General features: G+C 62.7%; 18 protein-coding genes and 1 pseudogene. 7 read left to right on the top strand and 12 right to left on the bottom strand.

Translation table 11 applies throughout. The features are described from left to right. Positions 1 to 225 precede the first annotated feature (225 nt). Positions 226 to 1,122, top strand: a complete 897-nt coding sequence (gpr, locus tag QZS13_RS07665; protein WP_295587573.1) for a GPR endopeptidase — start codon at positions 226 to 228, stop codon at positions 1,120 to 1,122. A gap of 43 nt (positions 1,123 to 1,165) precedes the next feature. Here the strand turns inward: gpr and larA are convergent, their stop codons facing one another. Then, the gene (gene larA, locus QZS13_RS07660; protein ID WP_295587571.1) at positions 1,166 to 2,458 is read right to left on the bottom strand and encodes a nickel-dependent lactate racemase; all 1,293 of its coding nucleotides are present in this window, start codon (positions 2,456 to 2,458) and stop codon (positions 1,166 to 1,168) included. A gap of 109 nt (positions 2,459 to 2,567) precedes the next feature. Further along, positions 2,568 to 3,323 (bottom strand): exodeoxyribonuclease III, encoded by a 756-nt coding sequence (locus QZS13_RS07655; protein WP_295587569.1) that lies wholly within the window; start codon positions 3,321 to 3,323, stop codon positions 2,568 to 2,570. A 150-nt stretch (positions 3,324 to 3,473) separates the two neighbouring features. Here QZS13_RS07655 and metG point away from each other — a divergent pair, with 150 nt between their 5' ends. Beyond that, the gene (metG, locus tag QZS13_RS07650) at positions 3,474 to 5,489 is read left to right on the top strand and encodes a methionine--tRNA ligase (RefSeq protein ID WP_295587575.1); all 2,016 of its coding nucleotides are present in this window, start codon (positions 3,474 to 3,476) and stop codon (positions 5,487 to 5,489) included. Between the two features lie 221 nt (positions 5,490 to 5,710). Here metG and thpR read toward each other — a convergent pair whose 3' ends face one another. Continuing rightward, positions 5,711 to 6,214 (bottom strand): RNA 2',3'-cyclic phosphodiesterase, encoded by a 504-nt coding sequence (thpR, locus tag QZS13_RS07645; protein WP_295587567.1) that lies wholly within the window; start codon positions 6,212 to 6,214, stop codon positions 5,711 to 5,713. A 93-nt stretch (positions 6,215 to 6,307) separates the two neighbouring features. Here thpR and QZS13_RS07640 point away from each other — a divergent pair, with 93 nt between their 5' ends. From QZS13_RS07640 to QZS13_RS07630, 3 genes are all read left to right on the top strand, one after another. Then, a complete protein-coding gene (locus QZS13_RS07640; protein ID WP_295587565.1) occupies positions 6,308 to 6,964 on the top strand; it encodes an HAD family phosphatase in 657 nt (218 codons plus the stop codon). 95 nt (positions 6,965 to 7,059) lie between these two features. Continuing rightward, on the top strand, positions 7,060 to 7,566 hold the full coding sequence (locus QZS13_RS07635) for an RNA polymerase sigma factor (RefSeq protein ID WP_295587563.1): 507 nt from the start codon (positions 7,060 to 7,062) through the stop codon (positions 7,564 to 7,566). Next, the gene (locus QZS13_RS07630) at positions 7,556 to 8,617 is read left to right on the top strand and encodes a DUF4825 domain-containing protein (RefSeq protein WP_295587562.1); all 1,062 of its coding nucleotides are present in this window, start codon (positions 7,556 to 7,558) and stop codon (positions 8,615 to 8,617) included. The genes QZS13_RS07635 and QZS13_RS07630 overlap by 11 nt, the downstream gene beginning before the upstream one ends. A 58-nt stretch (positions 8,618 to 8,675) precedes the next feature. On the opposite strand, the gene QZS13_RS07625 is transcribed toward QZS13_RS07630, so the two are convergent. The 4 genes from QZS13_RS07625 to QZS13_RS07610 are packed head-to-tail and all read right to left on the bottom strand — an operon-like array spanning position 8,676 to position 13,508. Next, complete coding sequence (locus QZS13_RS07625; RefSeq protein WP_295587560.1) at positions 8,676 to 9,692, bottom strand: aldose epimerase family protein; 1,017 nt, start codon at positions 9,690 to 9,692, stop codon at positions 8,676 to 8,678. Between the two features lie 3 nt (positions 9,693 to 9,695). After that, positions 9,696 to 10,685, bottom strand: a complete 990-nt coding sequence (gene galE, locus QZS13_RS07620; protein ID WP_295587558.1) for a UDP-glucose 4-epimerase GalE — start codon at positions 10,683 to 10,685, stop codon at positions 9,696 to 9,698. Between the two features lie 51 nt (positions 10,686 to 10,736). Then, positions 10,737 to 12,224, bottom strand: coding sequence for a UDP-glucose--hexose-1-phosphate uridylyltransferase (gene galT, locus QZS13_RS07615; protein ID WP_295587557.1), 1,488 nt, complete (start codon positions 12,222 to 12,224; stop codon positions 10,737 to 10,739). A 12-nt stretch (positions 12,225 to 12,236) separates the two neighbouring features. After that, positions 12,237 to 13,508: a galactokinase family protein gene (locus QZS13_RS07610; protein WP_295587555.1), complete on the bottom strand. Its 1,272-nt coding sequence runs from the start codon at positions 13,506 to 13,508 to the stop codon at positions 12,237 to 12,239. A 156-nt stretch (positions 13,509 to 13,664) separates the two neighbouring features. On the opposite strand from QZS13_RS07610, the gene QZS13_RS07605 reads away from it, so the two are divergent. Together QZS13_RS07605 and QZS13_RS07600 are read left to right on the top strand one after the other, a co-directional pair. Further along, entirely contained in the window at positions 13,665 to 14,486 is an 822-nt protein-coding gene (locus QZS13_RS07605) for an AraC family transcriptional regulator (RefSeq protein WP_295587552.1), read from the top strand. A 117-nt stretch (positions 14,487 to 14,603) separates the two neighbouring features. Beyond that, positions 14,604 to 15,527, top strand: coding sequence for an AEC family transporter (locus QZS13_RS07600; protein WP_295587550.1), 924 nt, complete (start codon positions 14,604 to 14,606; stop codon positions 15,525 to 15,527). A 48-nt stretch (positions 15,528 to 15,575) separates the two neighbouring features. On the opposite strand, the gene QZS13_RS07595 is transcribed toward QZS13_RS07600, so the two are convergent. From QZS13_RS07595 to QZS13_RS07575, 5 genes and pseudogenes are all read right to left on the bottom strand, one after another. Then, a complete protein-coding gene (locus tag QZS13_RS07595; protein WP_295587548.1) occupies positions 15,576 to 16,616 on the bottom strand; it encodes a galactose ABC transporter substrate-binding protein in 1,041 nt (346 codons plus the stop codon). A gap of 14 nt (positions 16,617 to 16,630) precedes the next feature. Continuing rightward, positions 16,631 to 17,593, bottom strand: coding sequence for a substrate-binding domain-containing protein (locus tag QZS13_RS07590; protein WP_295587546.1), 963 nt, complete (start codon positions 17,591 to 17,593; stop codon positions 16,631 to 16,633). Continuing rightward, positions 17,590 to 19,407 (bottom strand): sensor histidine kinase, encoded by a 1,818-nt coding sequence (locus QZS13_RS07585; protein WP_295587544.1) that lies wholly within the window; start codon positions 19,405 to 19,407, stop codon positions 17,590 to 17,592. Before QZS13_RS07585 ends, QZS13_RS07590 begins: the two co-directional genes overlap by 4 nt. Positions 19,408 to 19,430: 23 nt before the next feature. Next, on the bottom strand, positions 19,431 to 21,029 hold the full coding sequence (locus QZS13_RS07580) for a response regulator (protein WP_295587542.1): 1,599 nt from the start codon (positions 21,027 to 21,029) through the stop codon (positions 19,431 to 19,433). 100 nt (positions 21,030 to 21,129) lie between these two features. Beyond that, positions 21,130 to 21,457, bottom strand: a pseudogene (locus tag QZS13_RS07575) (beta-methylgalactoside transporter); the annotation flags it as partial.

Raw genomic sequence — 21,457 nt, 5'->3', positions numbered from 1 at the left:
AGAACGCGCTTCTTGGCAGACTTGATATTCGGCAAACCAAACACCTCCTTAGGCAAATTCAGCAGGGGAACAATAATTTCCACCGTGCAGAATGATATTTTAGCAGGGAAGTTCCCAAAAAGCAAGAGTTTTTTTATAATTTTTGTGATTTTTTCGTATATTGTATGTTCTGGCGCAAATCCTAGGCACGTGACCACAAGATTTTGTGTTGGGAGGCGGCGCTTTTTGTTTGCAAAACGCACGGACCTGGCGCTGGAAGCCCGGGAGCTATGGCAGGAATCCGCGCAGCGGACCAGCCGGCTGTCCGGGGTGAAGGCCACCAAATCCAAGCTGGAGGGCTACGGATTGACCCGGGTGGACATTCTGGATGAGCGGGGAGAAGAAGCCCTGGGCAAGCCGGTTGGCAGTTATCTTACCATCGACCTGACCACCTTCTGGCAGCGGAAGTCAGACTTTTTTCCCCGGGCCGTCCGGGCGGTGGGCTCCCAGCTCAAGCTCCTGGTGCCGGCGGAAGGTCCGGTGCTGGTAGTGGGGCTGGGCAACGCCGCCATGACCCCTGACGCCGTAGGCCCCCTGACGGCAGACAGCGTGCTGGTAACCCGGCATCTAATCGCCGCCATGCCCCGTCAGTTTGCCGGATTCCGGCCGGTGAGCGTGCTGCGCACCGGCGTGCTGGGCACCACCGGCGTGGAGTCGGCGGAAGCTGTACGGGGCCTGGTGGAGCAGGTGCAGCCCGCCTTTGTCATTGCCGTGGACGCCCTGGCCTCCCGCCGCCGGGAGCGGGTGTGTGCCACGGTACAGCTCAGCGATACCGGCATCATTCCCGGCAGCGGCGTGGGCAATCACCGCGCTGCCCTCAACCATGAAACACTGGGCGTGCCGGTGGTGGCCGTGGGCATTCCCACAGTGGTGGACGCGGCCACGCTGGCGGCAGATCTTCTGGAGGAGGCGGGGGTGGAGCACATTGACGCCGACCGGCTGCGTCGGGGACAGGGCACCATGATGGTGACCACCCGGGACATCGACCAGCAGGTGCGGGATCTTGCCAAGGTGGTGGGCTACGGCATCAACTGGGCCCTTCAGGACCTGGACATTGAGGACATCAATGCCCTTTTAAGCTGAAAACAGCCGCCGGACGATTCCGGCGGCTGTTTTTTGCAGAGGATTACTGCATCTTGGGCAGGGTGTTTGCACCGTGGGGCATCAGCGTGACCCGGGGCAGCTTGCCGCCGTGGTACTGCCGCGCCAGCTCCAGCGCCTCGTCCAGGGTGGACACGGCGCGGATCTTGGCGGTGCCGAAGTCGGCCTGGGGAATATCCGTAACGGCAATCATGTTGTATTTCTCAGCGGATTCGGCAAAGATGTAGCCGATGAATGCGCCGATGGAGAAGTTGGCCCGCAGGGCCTTCTCCCGCTCCAGCATGGTCTCATAACCGGCGATCTGACGCTGGGTGTCGTCGTTGCCGAAGCCCTCGTCGGACTTGGTCACCAGGATGATGGTGCCGCCCTCCTTGGCCACCACCAGGGCATTGGAGAGGGTCTTAATGGTCTGGTAGAAGTTCAGGTCCTTGGGATAGCCGCCGGCGCTGGCAATAACCAGCTCCGTCTGCTCCTTGGCGGGCACGCCGTACATCCGGTCCACCAGGTCGCAGGCAGCCCGGTGAGCGGTGATCCAGTTGCCGGCAAACACGCCGATGATCTTCTGGTTGTCGTCCACCACCACGTTGATGAGGAAGGTGGGGTTGGCCATGGCACAGGCCTCCATCATGTCCGCGTGAACCGGGTTGGACTCATTCATGTTGGCGCTGCGGACCTCCGGGTTGGAGCCGTTTCCAAGGCCGGGGTTCAGTGCCAGGTTGTGGTTTTTCATGATGGTCTCCCGGCCGGCGATGCCCGGCAGGATGCTCTTGCGGCCGCCGCCGAAGCCGGCCATGAAGTGATATACCACACCGCCGGTGAGGATGATGTGATCGCACTCCAGCGCCCGCTTGTCCAGCATAACGGGGGTACCGTAGGAGGTGGTGCCCACCATCTTCAGGTTCTCCTCATCGGTGCACACGTGGTCCTCCACCCGGATGCGGCGGTACACGTCCTCGGTCACAAGGCCCTTGTGCTCCTCCGGAGTCTGACGGCGGTGGGTGCCCGTGGCGGAGAGGATGAGAATGTCCTCGTCCCGGATGCCGGCAGACTCCAGCTCCTCGATCACCAGGGGGATGTAGGTCTCCGGGGACTGCCAGCGGCGGGTCACGTCGGAGATGACCAGGCAAACGCTCTCACCGGGCTTGACCAGCTCCCGCAGAGGCTTGGAGTCGATGGGGTGGGCCAGGGCGTCGCGGACCATGTCCTGTACGCTCTTTTTCTCCAGTTCCACCGCGTTGGGCTCCAGCTCCGCGGCGATCAGCTCCGGGGGCAGCTCCACCGGGAAAGAGGTTTTTCCGTAATGCATTGCTTCTGCCATAACTGCTGCTTCCTTTCTGCGGGGCCAGAACGCCCCGGTAATTTCCGCCCTCATTATACCCCGGTCCGGCCGGGTTTTCTTCGGCGTTTTTCATAAAAATTGGTGCCAGTCAGTCCTCCAGTTCCAGCACTACGGGGCAGTGGTCGCTGCCGGTCACGTCACTGAGGATGTCCGCATTCCGGATCTTGTCCCTGAGCCGCTCCGAGACGATAAAGTAGTCGATGCGCCATCCGGCGTTGTTCTTCCGGGCGTTGAACCGGTAGCTCCACCAGGAATAAGCGCCGGTGCGGTCCGGGTACAGGGCCCGGAACGTATCCACAAAGCCCGCGGCCAGGAGCTCGGTCATCTTGGCCCGCTCCTCATCCGTAAAGCCCGCGTTGCGGCGGTTGGTCTTGGGGTTTTTGATGTCGATCTCCTCATGGGCCACGTTCAGGTCCCCGCAGTAGACCACGGGCTTTTTCCCGTCCAACTCCAGAAGATAGGCCCGGATGTCGTCCTCCCATTCCATGCGGTAGTCCAGCCGCCTCAGCTGATCCTGGGAATTGGGCGTGTAGCAGCAAACCAGGTAAAAGCCCGGATACTCGGCGGTGATGACCCGCCCTTCATGGCGGTGGACATCCGCGCCGAAATCATAGGTCACCGTCAGGGGCTCCTCTTTCGTAAAGACGGCGGTGCCGGAGTAGCCGGCCTTGTCGGCGCTGTTCCAGTAGCGGTGGTAGCCGGGCAGCTCAAAGTCCGCCTGCTCCGGGCGCATCTTCGTCTCCTGCAGACAGATTACGTCCGCTCCGGAGGCGGTGCAGAAGTCCAGAAATCCCTTGCCGAGACATGCCCGCAGGCCGTTGACGTTCCAGGATACCAGTTTCATGGCGCTCCTCCTTTTGTTTTTTCCACATTGTACCCGACTTTCAGTGAAAAAACAATTGCCTAACGCCGGGAAAATCCGGGCGAATCATTGTATTTTCCATCCAAAACCGCTATAATAAAGGATTGTTCCAGTCAATTCCGGCCCTCTTTCATTCGGAGCGGCCGTTATAAAGGAGAAAAATCCATGGAAAAGAAAAAGTTTTACCTGACGACCCCCATCTACTATCCCTCCGACAAGCTCCACATCGGCCACACCTACTGCACCGTGGCCACCGACGCCATCGCCCGCTACAAGCGGCTGGCCGGCTATGATGTGATGTTCCTCACCGGCACCGACGAGCACGGCCAGAAGATCGAGGACAAGGCCAAGGAGGCCGGCGTCACCCCCCAGGAGTTTGTGGACCGTATCGTGGACGGGGAAAACGGCATCCGGGACCTGTGGAAGCTGATGAACATCTCCAACGACCGCTTCATTCGCACCACCGACGATTACCACGTTGCCGCCATCCAGAAGATCTTCAAGAAGATGTACGACAACGGCGACATCTACAAGGGCACCTACAAGGGCAAGTACTGCAAGCCCTGCGAGTCCTTCTGGACCGAGAGCCAGCTGGTGGACGGCAAGTGCCCCGACTGCGGCCGGGAGGTGCAGGACGCCGAGGAGGAAGCCTACTTCTTCCGTCTGAGCAAGTACGCCGACCGCATCCGGGACCTGCTGGAAAACACCGACTTCCTCCAGCCCCGCAGCCGGGTCCATGAGATGGTGAAAAACTTCATCGACCCCGGCCTGGAGGACCTGTGCGTCTCCCGCACCAGCTTCTCCTGGGGCGTGCCCGTGGACTTCGACCCGGGCCATGTGGTGTATGTGTGGGTGGACGCCCTCTTCAACTACGCCACCGCCATGGGCTATCAGAACGACCGCTACCACGACTACGAGCACTACTGGCCTGCCGACGTGCACATCGTGGGCAAGGAGATCGTCCGGTTCCACTCCATCATCTGGCCCGCCATGCTCATGAGCGTGGGCGAGCCCCTGCCCAAGCATGTGTTCGGCCACGGCTGGCTGCTGCTGGACGGCGGCAAGATGTCCAAGTCCAAGGGCAACGTGGTGGACCCCTATATCCTGGCGGACAAGTTCGGCGTGGACGCCCTGCGCTTCTTCCTCATGCGCACGTTCCCCTTCGGCTCCGACGGCAACTTCAGCAACGAGCTGCTGATCCAGACCATCAACACCGACCTTGCCAACGACCTGGGCAACCTGGTCTCCCGCACCACCGCCATGGTGGGCAAGTACTTCGGCGGCAAGCTGCCCGCCGGCTGCCGCACCTGGGACGCCCCCGAAGCCTTCGACACGGAGCTCATCTCTATGGCCAGGGCCCTGCGGGGTGCCTATGAAGAGCAGATGGAATCCTTCGCGCCCCACAAGGCCCTGGACGAGATCTTCAAGGTCATCCAGCGGGCCAACAAGTATATCGATGAATGCGCCCCCTGGGTTCTGGCCAAGGACATGGAGGCCAACGGTGCCCGCCTTGCCCACGTGCTCTACAACCTGCTGGAGACCGCCCGCATCTGCGGCATCCTGCTGAGCCCCTTCATGCCCGAAAGCTGCGAGAAGCTCTTCGCCCAGATTGGCGCGGACGAGACGGTGCGCACCTGGGACTCCGCCGCAGCGTGGGGCAGCCTCAGCGAGACCGCCACCGTCACCAAGGGCGAGAACCTGTTCCCCCGCATCGACATGGACAAGGCCCTGGCGGAACTGGAGGAGCTGGAGGCCGCGGCCAGGAAGGCCGCTGCCGGCAACACCGTGGAGGTGGAGCCCCAGCTGACCGAGAAGGTGGACTTTGACACCTTCTGCAAAAACGATTTCCGCGCCGTAAAGGTCAAGGCCTGCGAGGCCGTGAAAAAGAGCGACAAGCTCCTGAAGTTTACCCTGGACGACGGCACCGGCACCGACCGGCAGATTCTCTCCGGCGTCCACAAGTTCTATGAGCCCGAGCAGCTGGTAGGCAAGACGCTGGTGGCCATCGTGAACCTGCCGCCCCGGAAGATGATGGGTCTGGAGTCCAACGGCATGCTCATCTCCGCCGTCCACAAGGAAAACGGCGAGGAGAAGCTCCACCTCATCATGGTGGATGACTCCATCCCCGCCGGTGCCAAGCTCTGCTGAGGCACTCCGCTCCGACGCTGCAATCCCCACCGTCGCGGCATGCCGATTCCCCGCCGCTCATGCGGCGGCCAATCGGGCCGCTTCCTCGAAACAAGCGCGCTTCATCCGCCCCCGGCGGCGCCGCACTTGTTTCCCCGCCGGTGCCAAGCTCTGCTGAGGCACTCCGCTTCGACGCTGCAGCGATCATACAAAAAAGGACGCCCCCATGGGGCGTCCTTTTTTTACAGCCGGACCGTATGCCGCGCCTCATATACCGCCCGGCCCTCCCGCTGCAAAGACTCCAGCAGTTCGATCTGCCGCACCTCCCACGTCACGGGGGGCATCGTTACCGCCGCCGGATCCGCTTTTGGCCGGTAGTGCCGGACCAGGGTGATGTGGGGGACGAAGGGCCGCTTTTCCAGGGAAAAGCCCTCCGCCTCCAGGGCACGGCGGGTGGACGCCGCCAGAGCTTCCAGCGCCGGACAGGGGGTCGTACCCGCCCACCAGGTGTCGCCGAAGCGGCCCAGGCCCTCCGCCGTCAGGGAAAAGCGCCCGCTGCCCGAAAGCGTCTCCACCGCTGCCCTGGCCGCGTCCAATCGCTCCGTCTGGCCCAGAAACGCCAGCGTCAGATGGAGGGCAGACGGGTGTGGAAACGTACCCCGTCCCTGCCGCCTCAGCCCCTGTTGGGTCTGCTCCAGCACTGCCCGGCTCAAGCCCTCTGGCCGTACCGCCACAAAAAGCCGCATGGTTTTTCCCCCTTTTTTATCTGATTTTCGTTGTATTCTATCCTAGCACGGTGCTACAATAGTTGCAAATGTTTGAAAAGCGAGGCAAATTTCATGAGACTGCAAAGCGCCATTTTTGACATGGACGGCACGCTGCTGGACTCCATGTTCATCTGGGACGACCTGGGGCCGGGCATGCTCCGTGCCCAGGGCATCACGCCGGAAGCAGACCTTCCCGAAAAGCTGAAAGTACTGACATTGCGCCAGGGCGCCGCCTACTGCAAGGAGCGCTACGCCCTGCCCCAGAGCGTGGAGGAGATCGTCTCCCTCATCCAGAGCCGGGTGGAGAAGTTCTACAAAACCGAGGTCAAGGCCAAGCCCGGTGTGGAAAAGTTCCTGTCCCTTTTGAAGATGGAGGGAGTATGGATGTATGTAGCCACCGCCACGGACCGCTCCCTGGCCCAGGCCGCCCTGCGCCACGCGGGGATTGACGGCTACTTTCGGGGCATGGTCACCTGCCAGGAGGTAGGCAGCGGCAAGGACAGCCCCGAGATCTACGAGCGGGCCATGCGGCGTCTTCAGTCCAACAAGCGCGACACGGTGATCTTTGAGGACGCCCTCCACGCCATCGAGACCGCCAAGGCGGCCGGTTTCCGGGTGTGCGGCGTATACGACCCCTATGCCGAGGCCGAGCAGGACAAGATCCGCGCCCTCAGCGACTACTACATCCGCTCCTTTGAGGACATGTTTACCACCGACACGCTGAAATAAGCATTTGACGGGCCCCGGCCCGTCAAAATTTTTTCTCCCGGACTGTAACAAACAGCCCCGGCGGCGGATATAAGAGGCGAAAGGAGGGGAGAGCCATGGATACCGCGCCCGATCTGCACGAGGCCTATGCCCGCCACGCCCGGACCGTTTACCGATTTCTCCTCTCCCAGTGCGGCGACGCCGACCTTGCCGAGGAGCTGACCCAGGAAACCTTTTACCGGGCCGTGTGCTCCATCGGCCGCTACGACGGAACATGCAAGCTCTCCGTGTGGCTGTGCCAGATTGCCAAGCACCTTTGGTACCAGCACCTGCGGCGGGAAAAGCGGGAGAGCCCGCTGCCGGAGGACGGAGGTGAGACGCTCCTGCCCCCGGCTCCCTCCGCGGAGTCGGAGACGCTGGACCGGGCAGGGCGTACGGACCTGCTGCGGCGAGTCCACGGTCTGCCGGAACCGGTGCGGGAGGTGGTGTATCTGCGCTCCTTCGGCGGCCTTAGCTTCCGGGAGATCGGCGACGTACTGGGCAAAACGGAGACCTGGGCCCGGGTGACCTTTTACCGGGGCAAGGAACGACTCAAGGAGGGAGGAGACGTCCATGAAAAATGATCTCAGCTGTGCCGTGGTGCGGGACCTGCTGCCTGCCTACGCGGAGGGCCTTACGGCCCCGGAGACCAACGAGGCGGTGGAGCGGCATCTGGCTGGGTGTCCGGAGTGCGCCAAGTGTCTTGCGGACATGCTCGCACCGGAGGCGGCGGAGCAGGCAGAAAACGACAAAGAGGTGGATTACCTCAAAACCGTGCGCCGCCGGGGATGGCGGCGGGTTGCCCTGGCGGTTGCGCTGACGGTGGCGGCGCTCATAGGAGCCCTGGCAGCCATGCTATTTATCATTGGCACCCCGGCAAGCTCCGAATCCATGGCGCTGGACATCTGGGACAGTGATGGACAATTGCAGGTGGAAGTTTCCTCCAGAGCCTCTGCCAACGCCTACTGGGGCTGGAAGACGGAGACGGCGGACGGCGTGGTGACTATCACTGCCCGGGAGGGGCTGGTGTCTGCCCTCCATTCCACGGCCGCCGCCAAGCTCAGTGTACCTCTGGACGGAATAGACGAGGTATACCTGTGCGGCCGGCTCATCTGGCAGGAGGGGACCATCACTGCAGGAAAGGCTTTGGAACGTTTTGAAATTTTGTACGACGCCAAAACGCCTTATGTGGGCAATCCCTCGGCTTTGAATCAGATCGCGCAGGCGCTCTCATTGAACAACCTGGGCAGCTATACGTTCTCCCTTCAGACCGCGGCTGAACCCTATGGCTGGACGGTTGCGTTTGACCACGAGATTGAGGGACTGACGAACGCCATGATGTCGTATCTGGCTCCCCAGATGCTGGCAGTGGTGGGAAACCTTGGCTCTGTTTCCTGGACCTATCCCGACGCCCAGGGGACGCCCCAGCTTCACACCCTCACCCTGGAAGAAATCAATGCCCGCTTAGAGGAACTGACAGATGCTTACAATGCCGACAACGGCACTGACTGGCCTGTTTTGAGCAGCGTCAAGGATTACGCCCAGTCTCCCGTCAAACTTCAGCGTCTGGACGCCATCTGCTGGCAGATGTATGCAGGCGTCACATGGCCGGAACCGTCCAATACGGCAAACTGATATTTTCCATGCCAAAACAGCGAAAAAACGCCCCCGGACGAAAGTCCGGGGGCACTTTTCATGCCTTGGTAAAGAACCGGTAGCGGATGGTGTGGCGATATTCCTGCCCCGCCCGCAGAATGGGGGAGGGGAAGTTTTCATGGTGCACCGCATCGGGGAAGAACTGGGGCTCCAGGCACACAGCGTGGCGCTCCTTGTACACGGCCCGGTCCTTGCCCGGCCGCTCCGTCAAAAAGCCGGCGGTATACACCTGCATACCCGGCAGTGTGGTGGAGAGGGCCATGCCGATACCCGTGCGGGGGCACCACAGCTCCGCCGCCTCACCGCCGCCGGTAAGCACGAAATTGTGGTCAAAGCCCCGGGTGGCGGCCAGCATGGGATCTTTCACCGCTTCGCCCACCCACGCACCGTGCCGCAGGTCCAGCACCGTGCCGTCCACCGGCACGATGGCACCAGTGGGCACGTTATCGTCTCCGGCCGGGGTGTAGGAATCCGCCCGGACCGTAAGCCGGTGATCGTCCACAGGACCGGCGGCATGGCCGGCCAGATTGAAGTAGGTGTGGTTGGTGAAGTTTACCACCGTATCCCGGTCGCACCGGGCGGAAAACTCCACCGTCAGCACGCCGCCCAGCAGCGTATAGGTGACCTGGGCGTGGAGATTGCCGGGATAGCCCTCCTCCCCGTCGGGGGAGTCCAGGGTGAACACGGCGCTGCGGCCGTCGATGGTGTCCGTCCACCACTTTTTGTGGAATCCGGTCACACCGCCGTGGAGCTGATTTTTCCCCTCGTTGGCGGTGAGACGGTAGGTAGTGCCGTCAATGGCGAACTCCGCTCCGCCGATACGGTTGGCGCACCGGCCGATGGTGCCGCCAAGGCACCCGTTCTGCCGGGCGTATTCCTCCGCCGTGTCATACCCCAGGCACACGTCCACGATTCTGCCGTTCCGGTCGGGCACCCGGATGGCCCGCACCGCCGCTCCGAAGGGCAGCAGCTCCACGGACATGGCCCCGTCGGTCAGCGTCACCAGAGAGATCTGTCGGCCGTCCAGGGTGCCGAAAGGCGTTCTCACAGCCATGACTCAGCCCTCATAGCCATGGGGATGGCTGGAATGCCAGGCCCAGGCATCGGAAATGATCTCCTCCAGGCCCCGCTTGGGCGTCCAGCCCAGCACCTGGGCGGCCTTCTTGTTGGAGGCAATCAGCACAGAGGGGTCGCCGGCCCGGCGGGGCTCCACCTTGGCAGGGATCTCCTTACCGGTGATGCGCCGGGCAGTGTCGATAATTTCCTTGACGGAGTAGCCGTCGCCGCTGCCCAGGTTGAAGATGCCGCTCTCGCCGGTCTTTTCCAGGTGCTCCAGGGCAAGCAGATGGGCCTCCGCCAGGTCGCGGACATGGATGTAGTCCCGGATGCAGGTGCCGTCGGCGGTGGGATAATCGTCGCCGAAGATGCCGATGTGGTCCCGCTGACCCAGGGCGGTCTTCATAACCAGGGGGATCAGGTGGCTTTCAGGGTCGTGGTCCTCGCCGATGCCCACGTCCGGGTTGGAGCCGGCAGCATTGAAGTAGCGCAGTGCCACATAGTGGATGCCGTAGGCCTTGTCGCACCACTTGAGCATGCCCTCGATGGCCAGCTTTGTGGCACCGTAGGGGTTGGTGGGATCGGTGCGGTCCGTCTCCTCAATGGGCTGCTTTTCCGGCTCGCCGTAGGTGGCGGCGGTGGAGGAGAAGACGATCTTATTGACGCCGTGCTCCTTCATGGCCGTCAGCATGGACTGAGAACCGGAGACGTTGTTGCCGTAGTACTTGAGGGGGTTGGTGACGCTCTCGCCCACCAGGGAGTAGGCGGCAAAGTTGATAACGCCGTCGATCTGGTTCTCGCTGAACACCTGGTCCAAAAACGCGCCGTCCCGCAGGTCGCCCACATAGAGCTTGCGGGCACCTTTGACCGCCTGCCAGTGGCCGGTGCGCAGGTTGTCCGCCACGATCACGTCGAAGCCCCGCTCCACCAGCAGCGCCACCATGTGGCTTCCGATATAGCCGGCGCCGCCGGCAACAAGAATGGTTTTCATATGCATATCCTCCTTATGTTCTCCGCCGCCTCCGGGCGGCCTTGTTTTTTCTTACCGGACGCTCTCCACGAACCGCCGGAAGGCCGCCCGGCCCTCGGGGGTGCACTTGTAGACGCCCGCGTCCTCCAGTACCCGGGCGAACACATGGCCCACCTCATCCCGCAGGATGGCGTCCACGTTCTCCGCCGTGAAGGTGTGCTTCTTTTGCAGCTCCTCCGCCCAGTCGGCGTGCTTGGCGATGGTCTCGTCGGCGCGCAGGTCGCCGCCTTCCACCAGCACCTTGGCCAGATCGTGCAGCTCTCCTTTGAGCCGGGCGGGCAGCACCGCAAGGCCCATGACCTCGATGAGGCCGATATTTTCCTTTTTGATGTGGTGCAGCTCCGGATGGGGATGATAGACGCCCAGGGGGAACTCCTCGGTGGTGATGTTGTTGCGCAGCACCAGATCCAGCTCGTACTTGCCGCCGCGCTTGCGGGCGATGGGGGTAATGGTGTTGTGAGGCTCGCCGTTCGTCTCGGCAAAGATGAAGGCGTCCGGGTCGGAGTAGCCCCGCCAGGCGGCAAGGATCTTCTCCGCCAGATCCACCAGCCGTCCGTCGTCGGCGCTGCGCAGCCGCAGCACGGACATGGGCCAGCGGACGATGCCCGCCTCCACATCGGCAAATCCGGGGAAGGACACGGTCTCCTCCACCTCTGCCCGCTCCATGGCGAAGGTGTAGCGGCCTCCCTGGAAGTGGTCGTGGCTCAAAATAGAGCCGCCCACAATGGGCAAATCCGCGTTGGAGCCCACGAAGTAGTGGGGGAACTGGATGACGAAATCCAGCAGCTTACGGAATGCGGAGCGGTCGATCTTCATGGGCACGTGCTCGCCGTTGAAAACGATGCAGTGCTCGTTATAGTAGACATAGGGGCTGTACTGGAAGAACCAGTCCTTGCCGTCGATGGTGATGGGGATGATGCGGTGGTTCTGCCGGGCGGGATGGTTCATGCGGCCGGCGTAGCCCTCGTTCTCCCGGCACAGCTGGCACTTGGGGTAGCCGCTCTGGGGGGCGGACTTGGCGGCGGCGATGGCACGGGGGTCCTTCTCCGGCTTGGAGAGGTTGATGGTGATGTCCAGGTCGCCGTAGGGGGTGGATGTGACCCACTTCACGTCCCGGGCCACCCGGTAGGTGCGGATGTAGTCCGTGTCCCGGCTGAAGCGGTAGTACCAGTCAGTGGCCGCCTCGGGGGAGACGGACAGCTTTTCCCGAAATGCGGCGATGACCGCGGAGGGACGGGGGGTGAGCCGGCCCATGAGCTCCGTGTCAAAAAGATCCCGGGCGGTGACGTTGTCCTCCACGATACCCGCTGAGACGGCGTAATCCAGCAGCTCTTTTAAGATCTCCTCGAGGGGCCGCTCGGGAACAGTTTCAGGTTCTTCCCAGCTATCCAGGTGCAATGCATCCAGGATGCGGTTGGCGGCCCAGGTGCGGTCGCTTTCTTCAATGAGACCCCGGCTCTCGGCATAGCCGAGCAGCTGTGCAATGGCAGTATCAATCATCTCAATTCCTCCTTACACAAGGCGCACGCCGCCTTCAGGGCGGATAGTCACCACATGGCAGCTGCCCGCTCCCAGCACCGCCTCGGTGCCGGCTTTGAACGCCTCCAGCAGATCCAGCGGCACGAAGGCCTGTGCCGTTCCGCCGAAGCCGCCGCCGTGTACCCGGACAGCGCCCCGTCCGCCCAGCAGCGATTCCGCCAGTGCGATGGTGAGCATCAGCTCCTGCTTCTGGGTCTGTCCCGTGGGCACGACATTCTGGAGGTACATGGCGGAGGAGGCGCCGGAGGCACGCACCAGGGCCAAAAAGCCATCAAAGTCCCCGTTTTGCAGGGCCTTGGCCTGCTCTGCCGCCCGGTTATTTTCCGCATAGACGTGGAACGCCCGCAGAGCGGCCCGGTCGCCGGCCTCCCGGCGCACCTGGGGCAGCTGGGTCAGAAAGTCTTCCCAGGGCACCTGACGCAGGTATTCCTTGCCGAAGTGGCGGCACACTGCCTTGAGCTCATCGGTGATGGCGGCGTACTCGTCCGTCAGGTCCGCGTGTCCGGCGCCGGAGTCCAGGATGCACAATGCGTAGCCGTCCTTGCGGAGATTCAGGCCGATGCGCTCCACCACCGGGTGGTCCGTGTCGGCAAAGTCAATGGCCACCACGCCGCCTACGGAGGAAGCCGTCTGATCCATCAGGCCGCAGGGCTTGCCGAAGAACACGTTCTCCGCGTACTGCCCGATCTGGGCGATCTCCACGGCGGAGCACTTGCCGTCCCAGAACAGCTCGTTGAGCATGGTGCCCATGAGCACCTCAAAGGCGGCGGAGGAGGAGAGGCCGCTGCCGCCGGGCACGTTGGAGATCATGTAGGCGTCAAGGCCCGCGCCCTGCAGGGGGCAGCCCAAAGCGCTCATGCGGGCGGCCACGCCCCGAATCAGCGCGGCGGAGGTGCCCGCCTCCTCGGCGTGGGGGGTGAGGTCACTCAGGTCCACCACCATCAGGGGATAACCCTGGGACTGGACCCGGATCATGCCGCTTTGATTGGGCGTGACGGCCGCCAGGATGTCCAGATCCACAGCGGCGGCCAGCACCCGGCCATGCTGGTGGTCGGTGTGGTTGCCGCCCAGCTCCGTACGGCCCGGCGCACTGAACAGCGTCTCCGGCACGCTCTCAAAGGTCTTTGTAAAGCCGGCCGCCGCCTCCTCACAGCGGGCGCGGGCCGCCGCGGCGCCCTCCGCACCGTAGAGATAGGTGAGTCTGGCGGAAAACTCCGCCCCGGCCATACGCTCATCCAGAGTCATAGCTGTATTCCTCCTTTTCATTGTATCTCTACCATATCAGCTCCCGGCCCGTCTTTCCATGTGCCAGCGTCGCCGGTTCCATGGATTTTTGTTGCAAAACCGATTACGCGGCGTTATGCTGAAAAGAGAATCTTTCAGCAGGGGAGGCAAGAAGAAATGGCCCAGGATTTCAAGCACTCCTTTAAAGCGCAAACAAGGCCGGAGCTTTCGCTGACCGTCTACAACGTAGGCTTTCAAAAGTGTCCGGCGGACTACGGCTGGGGTCCCGGCGTGCGGGACCACTACCTGCTCCACTACATCGTCTCCGGCCGGGGCACCTACGAGTCCGACGGCAGGACTTTTGTCCTCAGCCCCGGGGAGGCCTTCCTGGCGCGCCCGGATACGCCCATCTACTACCGGGCCGACGGGCAGGACCCCTGGGAATACTATTGGGTTGGATTTTCCGGTCCCAGCGCCGGACTGCTGCTGGCTCAGACCCCCTTTTCCGCCCGCTCGCCGGTCTACCGTCCCGCCGCGGGGGATCAGCTGCGCCGGGCGCTGCTGGATATTTACAAGGCCCGTGGTGCGGACTATCCCAGTGCCGTACGGATGGCGGGATATCTCCAGGCGGCTCTGGGGCTTTTGATGGAAAATTCACCCACTCGCGGAGAGGACGCCCTCCGGGACTACGCCCGCCGGGGTGCCGCCTTCATCCAGCAGAACTTTTCCCGGGACATCTCCGTGGAGTCGGTGGCCGCTCATGTGGGGGTCAGCCGCAGCTACCTGCACCGGGCGTTCCAGGCGGCGTTCGGCTGCTCACCGGGGGTATACCTGACCCGCTACCGACTGGGACGGGCGTGCCAGCTGCTGCGTCACAGCACCCTGCCGGTCAGCGCCGTGGCCGCCTCCGCCGGATTTGCCGACCCTTTTTACTTCTCCCGGGTCTTTCGCCGTCAGATGGGAGCGAGCCCCACGGAATATCGTCTGGGGGCGCCATAATGCACAAGCCCGGCCGGGAGTTCCCCGAAAAATCCGCCGGAGGCTGCATTGCGTGACAGGCCGGACCATGATACAATAGTTTCGTTTTTGGAATTTTTTGCGAAGGGGACTTGCCTTGTGATCGGTCTTTTGCTGCTCAAACAAATCGCCCAGCTGTTTGTATGCATCTTTCTGGGATGGCTGGCCGTCAGGTGCCGCCTGCTGCGGCCGGAGGACAGCCGTGTGCTCTCCGTTGTGACGCTGTATCTGGTGACGCCGTGTCTGATTGTCGGCGCGTTCCAGATCGAATGCACGCCGGACATGCTTCGGGGACTGGCCCTCTCTCTGGGTGCGGCCGTGCTGATCCACGTCATCTTGTTCGCACTGACAGCCCTGTGCCGCCGGCCGCTGCACCTCAACGCGGTGGAGCAGGCCTCCGTCATCTACTCCAACGCAGGCAATCTGATTATCCCCATTGTCACCGCCATTCTGGGCAAGGAGTGGGTCATCTTCACCAGCATGTTCATCATTGTCCAGCTGCCCCTGCTGTGGAGCCACTGCCGCTTCCTCCTCAGCGGAGAAAAGAGCTTCTCCTGGAAAAAGGTGCTGGGCAACGTGAATATCCTGTCCATCCTGGTGGGCGCGGTGCTCTTTTTCCTGGGCATCCCCCTGCCGTCGGTGGTCACCGGCGCCATGGACTCCATGTCCGCCATGATCGGGCCGCTGAGCATGATTGTGGCGGGAATGCTCATGGGCGGCATTGATTTAAAGCACATTTTTGTTTTGCCCAGCATCTGGAAGGTGGCCGCGCTGCGGCTGGTGGTGTTCCCCCTGGTGCTGCTGGCCGTGCTCAAATTCAGCGGCCTTGCGGCCCTGGCTCCGGACGGGGAGACCATTTTGCTGGTGAGCTTCCTGGCTGCCATCACCCCCGCCGCCTCCACCGTTACCCAGATGGCCCAGGTCTACGGTCCGGACGGCACCTACGCCGGCGCCATCAACGTCTCCACCACGCTGCTGTGTATCATCACCATGCCTCTGATTATTACCCTTTATCAGCTGTAATGAAAAAGCGCCCGGCCTTTGGCCGGACGCTTTTTTTGCTCCACAGATTTATCGCGGCTGCCCCGTCCGCACGTCGGCGGCAGTGACCGTGGTGTAGGAGAGCCACACGTATTTTCCCGCCTCCAGCTCCACTGCCTGGGCCGGATCGGTTCCCTCCGCCAGGGCGCAGCTGAGGGCAACGATATTTTCCGCCTGTCCCCGGGCGTCGTTGCGGACCGTTCCCCGCAGTGTGCCTGCCCGCAGGGCATCCAGGGCAGGGGGCGTGGCGTCCACGCCCACAATAAAGGGCATGTCCTCCGCCGTCATCTCCGCCTCCAGACACGCGTCGATGGCGCCCAGGGCCATGTCGTCGTTGTTGGCAAAGACCACCTCGATTTGCCCATCCAGAGTCTGAAGCCACTGGCGCATTCGCTCGGCCGCCTGGCTTCTCTGCCAGTTGGCGGCAGCGCTGTCCAGCTTTTCCACCGGCACGCCGCCGGTCACCAGCGTCTGCACGCTGTACTCCGTGCGCAGCAGGGCGTCCTGATGGCCCGGCTCCCCCTCCAGCATGACGTACTGTACCACGCCGTCGCCATTGCGGTCCAGGGCATCGGCGTTTGCCCGCCAGGCAGAGAGCACCAGCATGCCCTGAAGGCGGCCCGCCTCTTCTCCGGGGGACCCTACATAATACACGCCGTCCCAGCGGAACAGATCCTCCTCCACCGGCTCCCGATTGAAGAAGATCACCGGCACACCGGCCTCCTGGGCCTTGTCCACAATAACGGCCGCCGCCGTACGGTCCACCAGATTGACGCAGATCACATCGTAGCCCAGGTCGAGAAAGCGGTCCACCTGCTCGTTCTGTACAGACTGGCTGCCCCGGCCGTCAGCCAGGGAGAGGTTGATTTTGATGCCCCGCTGCTGCTCCTCCTCCCGGAACATCTCCTCCAGATGCTGGGTGAGGGTGGACAAAAACGTATCGGTCTGGTCGTAGAGCGCCACACCCACCCGGACAGTCGGCGTAGGCGACCGGCGCCCGACGCTTACCTGTGCCACTGCCAGCACCACCGCCAGGGCGGCCGCCGCCGCGGCCAGCCACCGTATCCGCATCATGCGCACCTCCTTTACCGGGTCACCGGAAACAGCAGCTTCTGGTGGGCCGGATTATACATGTTCTCCCGTCGGACAATGGAAAACTCCATGGGCTCCACCGTCTTTCGGGGCAGCTTCCGGGCTGCCTGGACGGCGGCCTCCACCGCCAGATACCCGGCCGCATACTCGTTCTGGGCGGCAATGGCAGTGATCCACCCCTGTTCCAGCGCATAGGCAATGGTATTGGTGGCCCCGGCGCCGTAGAGAAGGGGAGGGTCCTGTTCCATCTGCTCCAAAACTCCGGCAGCAGCTTCCAGCGCACCGGCCTCAAAGGCCAGCAACAGGGCCGGGCGATCCCGCCCCACCGCCGCCGCAAGCGCCTCGCTCAGGCTCTGGCCAGCTTCCGCCCGGCAGATCCGCACGGTTCTTCCCGCCTGTTCCAGCACGGCGGAGGCCTCCGTCAGCCGCTGGGTCACGCCGTTGGCGCCGGGCACACTGTCCACCAGCAGCACCGTCTCTCCGGCTCCGGCGCCGTTGAGGGCCGCCTCCCCCAGGGCTTGACCCAGAGCGGCGTTGTCCATCCCCACAAAGGCACAGGCTCCCCGGTCCGTCATATTTGTCTCCATGGTCACCACCGGCACCTGTCCGCTCAGCTCTTCCACCGTACTGCCCAGCACATCCGTATCCGCCGGCACCAGCACCAGCGCCCCGGCGCCGCCGGACACCTCCTGCTGCAGAAGGGAAACCTGTTCTTCGGCACTTCCGGCGCTGTCCAGTGTCAAAATCCGCAGCTCAGCGCCCAGGTCCGCAGCCGCCTGCTCCATACCCTGCCTGGCCGTTGCCCACAGTGTGGTATCCTCCTGCCGCAATACTACGGACACCTCCACCAGCTCGGTGCCCCGACGGCTTTGCTCCGGCTCCATAGCCAGCAGCAAAAACAGCACGCACAGTCCCAGCAGAGGGACCACCAGCTGCAGCATTACCTTGCGCTTCACCGGGACTCCTCCTTCCGATACCGGCGCGCCGCCTCCGCGTCCAGAGCAGGCAGGCGGATGCGCACGGTGGTGCCGTCATCCGGCTCGCTGAAAATTGTCAGTCCATAGGGCTCGCCGAAGGTCAGCCGCAGCCGCTGATGGACGTTGCGGAATCCGATGCCGGAGCCCTTTGCTCCGGTATTGGCTCCGTCTCCATCCAGCAGATGGCGCACCACTTCCTCGGGCATACCGGGGCCGTTGTCCGTCACCTCAATGCACACATCCCCACCTTGGCGGAAGGCCCGCACGGTAATCTCTCCGTCGCCGTCGGCGTAGGCCATGCCGTGGTAAATTGCGTTTTCCAGCACGGGCTGGACGATGAGTTTGATGGTGTAGAGCTGCTTCACATCGTCCTCCGCTGTGACCTGGGCGTTGAATTTGTTTTTGTAGCGCATTTTCTGAATGGTCAGATAATGCCGTGCGTGCTCCAGCTCGTCGGCAATGGGGATGACATTGCTGCCCCGGCTCAGGGAGATGCGGAAAAACCGGGCCAGAGAGGTAAGCATGACCACCGCGTCCTGGGTACGGCCGTTTTCCGTCATCCACACCACGCTGTCCAGCGTGTTGTAGAGGAAGTGGGGGTTGATCTGGGCCTGCAGCACATCCAGCTCGCTGCGGCGCTTCTGCTCCTCCTGCTGGATGATGTCCTCCATCAGGTGATTCATGGTGGAAACCATGGAGCGGATGGAGTGGCTCAGGTGCTCCACCTCCGTGGGGCCGCCCACGTCAAAGTCCACATTCTGGGCCCGGGCCTCCAGATTCTTTACCGCCCGGTCCAGCTTCTTCACCGGCGCCGTAATCCACTCGGAGAGCCGCAGGTTCACAAACACCAGCAAAAAAACGGAAAACAGCACCACAAACAGGAAAAACAGCACCAGCTGTCCGTAGTTGCTCCACAAGCTCTCGCTGGGCACCACGCCCACCAGCTTCCAGCCGGTATAGCCCACGGTTTTCACCGTCACCTGCCGCTGCTGGCCCTGAAACTCCTCTTCGTGGCTGCCGTCGGCATAGGAGGCGGCAGCCAGGTTGTTCTCCTCCTGAAGTCCCGCGTAAATGAGCTGCTGGCGGGGATGGTAGATGATCTCTCCCTGGTCGTCGATGAGGTAGAGGTAGCCGTCCTCCGGCAGCTTCACGTCCTTGCAGATCTGCTCGATGCCGTCAAAGCTCATGTCCAGCAGCAGCACGCCGCCCTCGATGCTCCCATCCCGGGACAGTTCCACATACCGGCTCAGCGACACCACCCACCGGTACCGCTCGTCCACGTCCGCCCAAAGATTCTGCACATGGGGTGTGGAAAAATGCAGGTTCTCAATTTTGTCCATGGCCTGGCCAAACCAGCTCTCCATCTGGGGAGAGACGCTGTTTTTCAGCGTACGCAGGGGGGTGGCGGCGATGAGCTCTCCGGTGGAGGAGAACACGGCCATGGAGACAATGGAGTCCCGGTTGCTGGCATACAGCAGCTCCAGCGCGGGAGTCAGGTCCCCCTCGCTCAGATCCGTGCTCTTGATGACGTTATAGTATGCCGTATCCGAAACCCGCATCATGCTCCGCAGGTAGGAGTCCAGATTCCAGTTGACCTGAGAGAGAAGGCGCTGGCTGTTTTCCGCCTGCTGGGTATTGGTGGTGTAGGAAAAGCGCAGAAACAGCGTCAGCCCCATAAATACCATGCCCACCACGGCCACGGCGGTGAACGAGAGCGACAGGATCATCTGGATACTGGTCCGGCGGTAGAGCATCTGCCACCGGCCCTTGATCGCTTCCGCAAGACGGTGCATGACAGGCCTCCTCTCTGGGAAATTTACGTCTCGCCGCCCTGACCCGCCCGGTACTTGGTAGGCGTGACGCCAAAGTGGCGCTTGAAGACGTAGCTGAAATAGTTGGGGTCATCGTACCCGCAGCGGCGGGCAATCAGATAGGTTTTTTCCTCCGTGCCCCGCAGGGCCCGGGCGGCGGCCTCCATGCGCACCACCGTCAAATAGGCAATGAAGCTCATGCCCACCTCCCGCTTAAAGAGGGTGGAAAAGTAGGCCGCGGACAGATGCAGATGCTGGCAAAGCCGCTCCACGGAAAGATCACTCTCCCCGTAGTGGGCATCGATGTAGGCTCTGGCCCGCTCCACCATGCGGCCGGTAGTATCCGTCCGCTGGCGCCGGATCAGGGCCTGGATGGCCAGACACCGGTCCAGGCACCACTGTCCCATCTGTTCGGGGTTGGTGAAGTCTGCCGCCTGCACGGCGCCGGTAAAGCCGGTGCCGAACACCGTCTCCACCTCCAGTCCGGCGCTGCGGGTCAGACGCAGCAGACAGGTGAGAAGCTCCAGGAAAAACAGCTGGCACTGGGACATGGCAAGACCCGAGGCCCGGACCCGCTCCGTCAGCTGGTCTACTACCTGGCGGATCTCCGCCTCGCCCCGGAGCTTCACCGCCGAGCCCAGAGCCTCCTCGTCGCTTTCCATAAATTCCAGACGCCGTCCGGCATCCGGCTCCAGGTCTCCGATGTAGATCGCCCGGCCCTTGCCCACCAGGCCCCGGTACTCCAGGGCGCTGCGGGCACCGGCGGCAGACTGGGGCAGCTCCTCCGGCGCGGCCACAGGCGCTCCCACGCCCACAGTCAGCCGCCGGCCCAGGTAGCTCTCCGCCAGGGCGCATACCCGGTTCACCGCGTCCAGCAGTCCGTAAATATCCCGCTGGGCGTCCATGGCCGCCAGCAGCGCCACGGAGTCGTTATACAAAAAGGTCTGAAACCGTCCGTGGGGCACTGCCAGATTGTCCTCAAACAGCTGCTGGACCGACATGGTCACCAGTTCCCCCTGGGGGCCGGCGCTGTCAATGTGGACGATGGCCGCCGCAAACGCGCCGCCGTCCAGGGCCACGTCATACCGTTCCGCCAGCTCCAGCATCCGTTCCCGGTTGATGCGGCCGTCCAGCAGTCGGGTGAAGAACAGCCCCCGCAGCACCGGCAGGCTCTCCTCATACCGCCGGCGCAGCTGCTCGGCGTTGCGCCGCTCCGCACGCTCGGCGTCCAGCTGGGCCTTGAGCTTTTCCAGCACGGCCGCCAGCTCGGCGGCGTTGATGGGCTTGAGGATATACTCCGATACATTCATCTGAATGGCCTGCTTGGCATACTCAAAATCGTCGAATCCGGAAAACACCACAAATTTGGATGCAGGCAGACGCCCGGTCAGAATACTGCAAAGCTCCAGCCCGTCCATAAAGGGCATTTTGATATCCGTAAGCACTACATCGGGCTTGAGAGACTCCGCCAGTTCCAGCGCGTCCCTGCCATTTTCGGCCTGCCCAACCAGGGAAAAGCCCAGCCCCTCCCAATCCATTTTCTGGCTGATGCCAACCCGGATGTCCTCCTCATCGTCCACCAGCAGCACCCGGTACAGTTCCATGTTTTTCACATCCTTTCCATGTAGTATAACACATCTTATCTCTGCGTGGAACCAAAAAGGGCGCGCACATGGTGCGCGCCCTTTTTTACGGACGGGGACATTACTTCTTGACCAGATACTTGCGCATATCCAGGGCGCAGGCAAAGAGGATGATGCCGCCCTTGATGATGTAGAAATAGTCCTGGTTGATGCCGATCATGTTCAGACCCACGAAGATGAGGCGCAGCATCAGAACGCCGATGACCACGCCGCGGATCTTGCCGATGCCGCCGACGAAGGAGACGCCGCCGATGACGCAGGCCGCAATGGCGTCGGACTCGTAGTTGAGGCCGGTGTTGGCGGTGTTGGAGGCCACACGGGCACCCTCGATGAAGCCGGTGACGGCGTACATGGCGCCGGCCAGGGCGAAGACCATGATGTTGGTAGCA

Source organism: uncultured Oscillibacter sp., from assembly GCF_900546705.1.
Taxonomy (GTDB): Bacteria; Bacillota; Clostridia; order Oscillospirales; family Oscillospiraceae; genus Oscillibacter.
The sequence above is the reverse complement of the archived record's forward strand: the minus strand, read 5'-3'. Positions and strand labels throughout refer to the sequence as shown.

Bases quoted from the DNA above. Each gene is read 5' to 3' on its own strand.
- QZS13_RS07580 (WP_295587542.1), bottom strand. From the start codon at position 21,029: ATGGAACTGTACCGGGTGCTGCTGGTGGACGATGAGGAGGACATCCGG.
- QZS13_RS07595 (WP_295587548.1), bottom strand. From the start codon at position 16,616: ATGCGGATACGGTGGCTGGCCGCGGCGGCGGCCGCCCTGGCGGTGGTG.
- galE (WP_295587558.1), bottom strand. From the start codon at position 10,685: ATGAAAACCATTCTTGTTGCCGGCGGCGCCGGCTATATCGGAAGCCAC.
- QZS13_RS07655 (WP_295587569.1), bottom strand. From the start codon at position 3,323: ATGAAACTGGTATCCTGGAACGTCAACGGCCTGCGGGCATGTCTCGGC.
- QZS13_RS07635 (WP_295587563.1), top strand. From the start codon at position 7,060: ATGGATACCGCGCCCGATCTGCACGAGGCCTATGCCCGCCACGCCCGG.
- QZS13_RS07585 (WP_295587544.1), bottom strand. From the start codon at position 19,407: ATGCACCGTCTTGCGGAAGCGATCAAGGGCCGGTGGCAGATGCTCTAC.
- galT (WP_295587557.1), bottom strand. From the start codon at position 12,224: ATGATTGATACTGCCATTGCACAGCTGCTCGGCTATGCCGAGAGCCGG.
- QZS13_RS07610 (WP_295587555.1), bottom strand. From the start codon at position 13,508: ATGACTCTGGATGAGCGTATGGCCGGGGCGGAGTTTTCCGCCAGACTC.
- QZS13_RS07640 (WP_295587565.1), top strand. From the start codon at position 6,308: ATGAGACTGCAAAGCGCCATTTTTGACATGGACGGCACGCTGCTGGAC.
- thpR (WP_295587567.1), bottom strand. From the start codon at position 6,214: ATGCGGCTTTTTGTGGCGGTACGGCCAGAGGGCTTGAGCCGGGCAGTG.
- larA (WP_295587571.1), bottom strand. From the start codon at position 2,458: ATGGCAGAAGCAATGCATTACGGAAAAACCTCTTTCCCGGTGGAGCTG.
- QZS13_RS07625 (WP_295587560.1), bottom strand. From the start codon at position 9,692: ATGGCTGTGAGAACGCCTTTCGGCACCCTGGACGGCCGACAGATCTCT.
- QZS13_RS07605 (WP_295587552.1), top strand. From the start codon at position 13,665: ATGGCCCAGGATTTCAAGCACTCCTTTAAAGCGCAAACAAGGCCGGAG.
- QZS13_RS07630 (WP_295587562.1), top strand. From the start codon at position 7,556: ATGAAAAATGATCTCAGCTGTGCCGTGGTGCGGGACCTGCTGCCTGCC.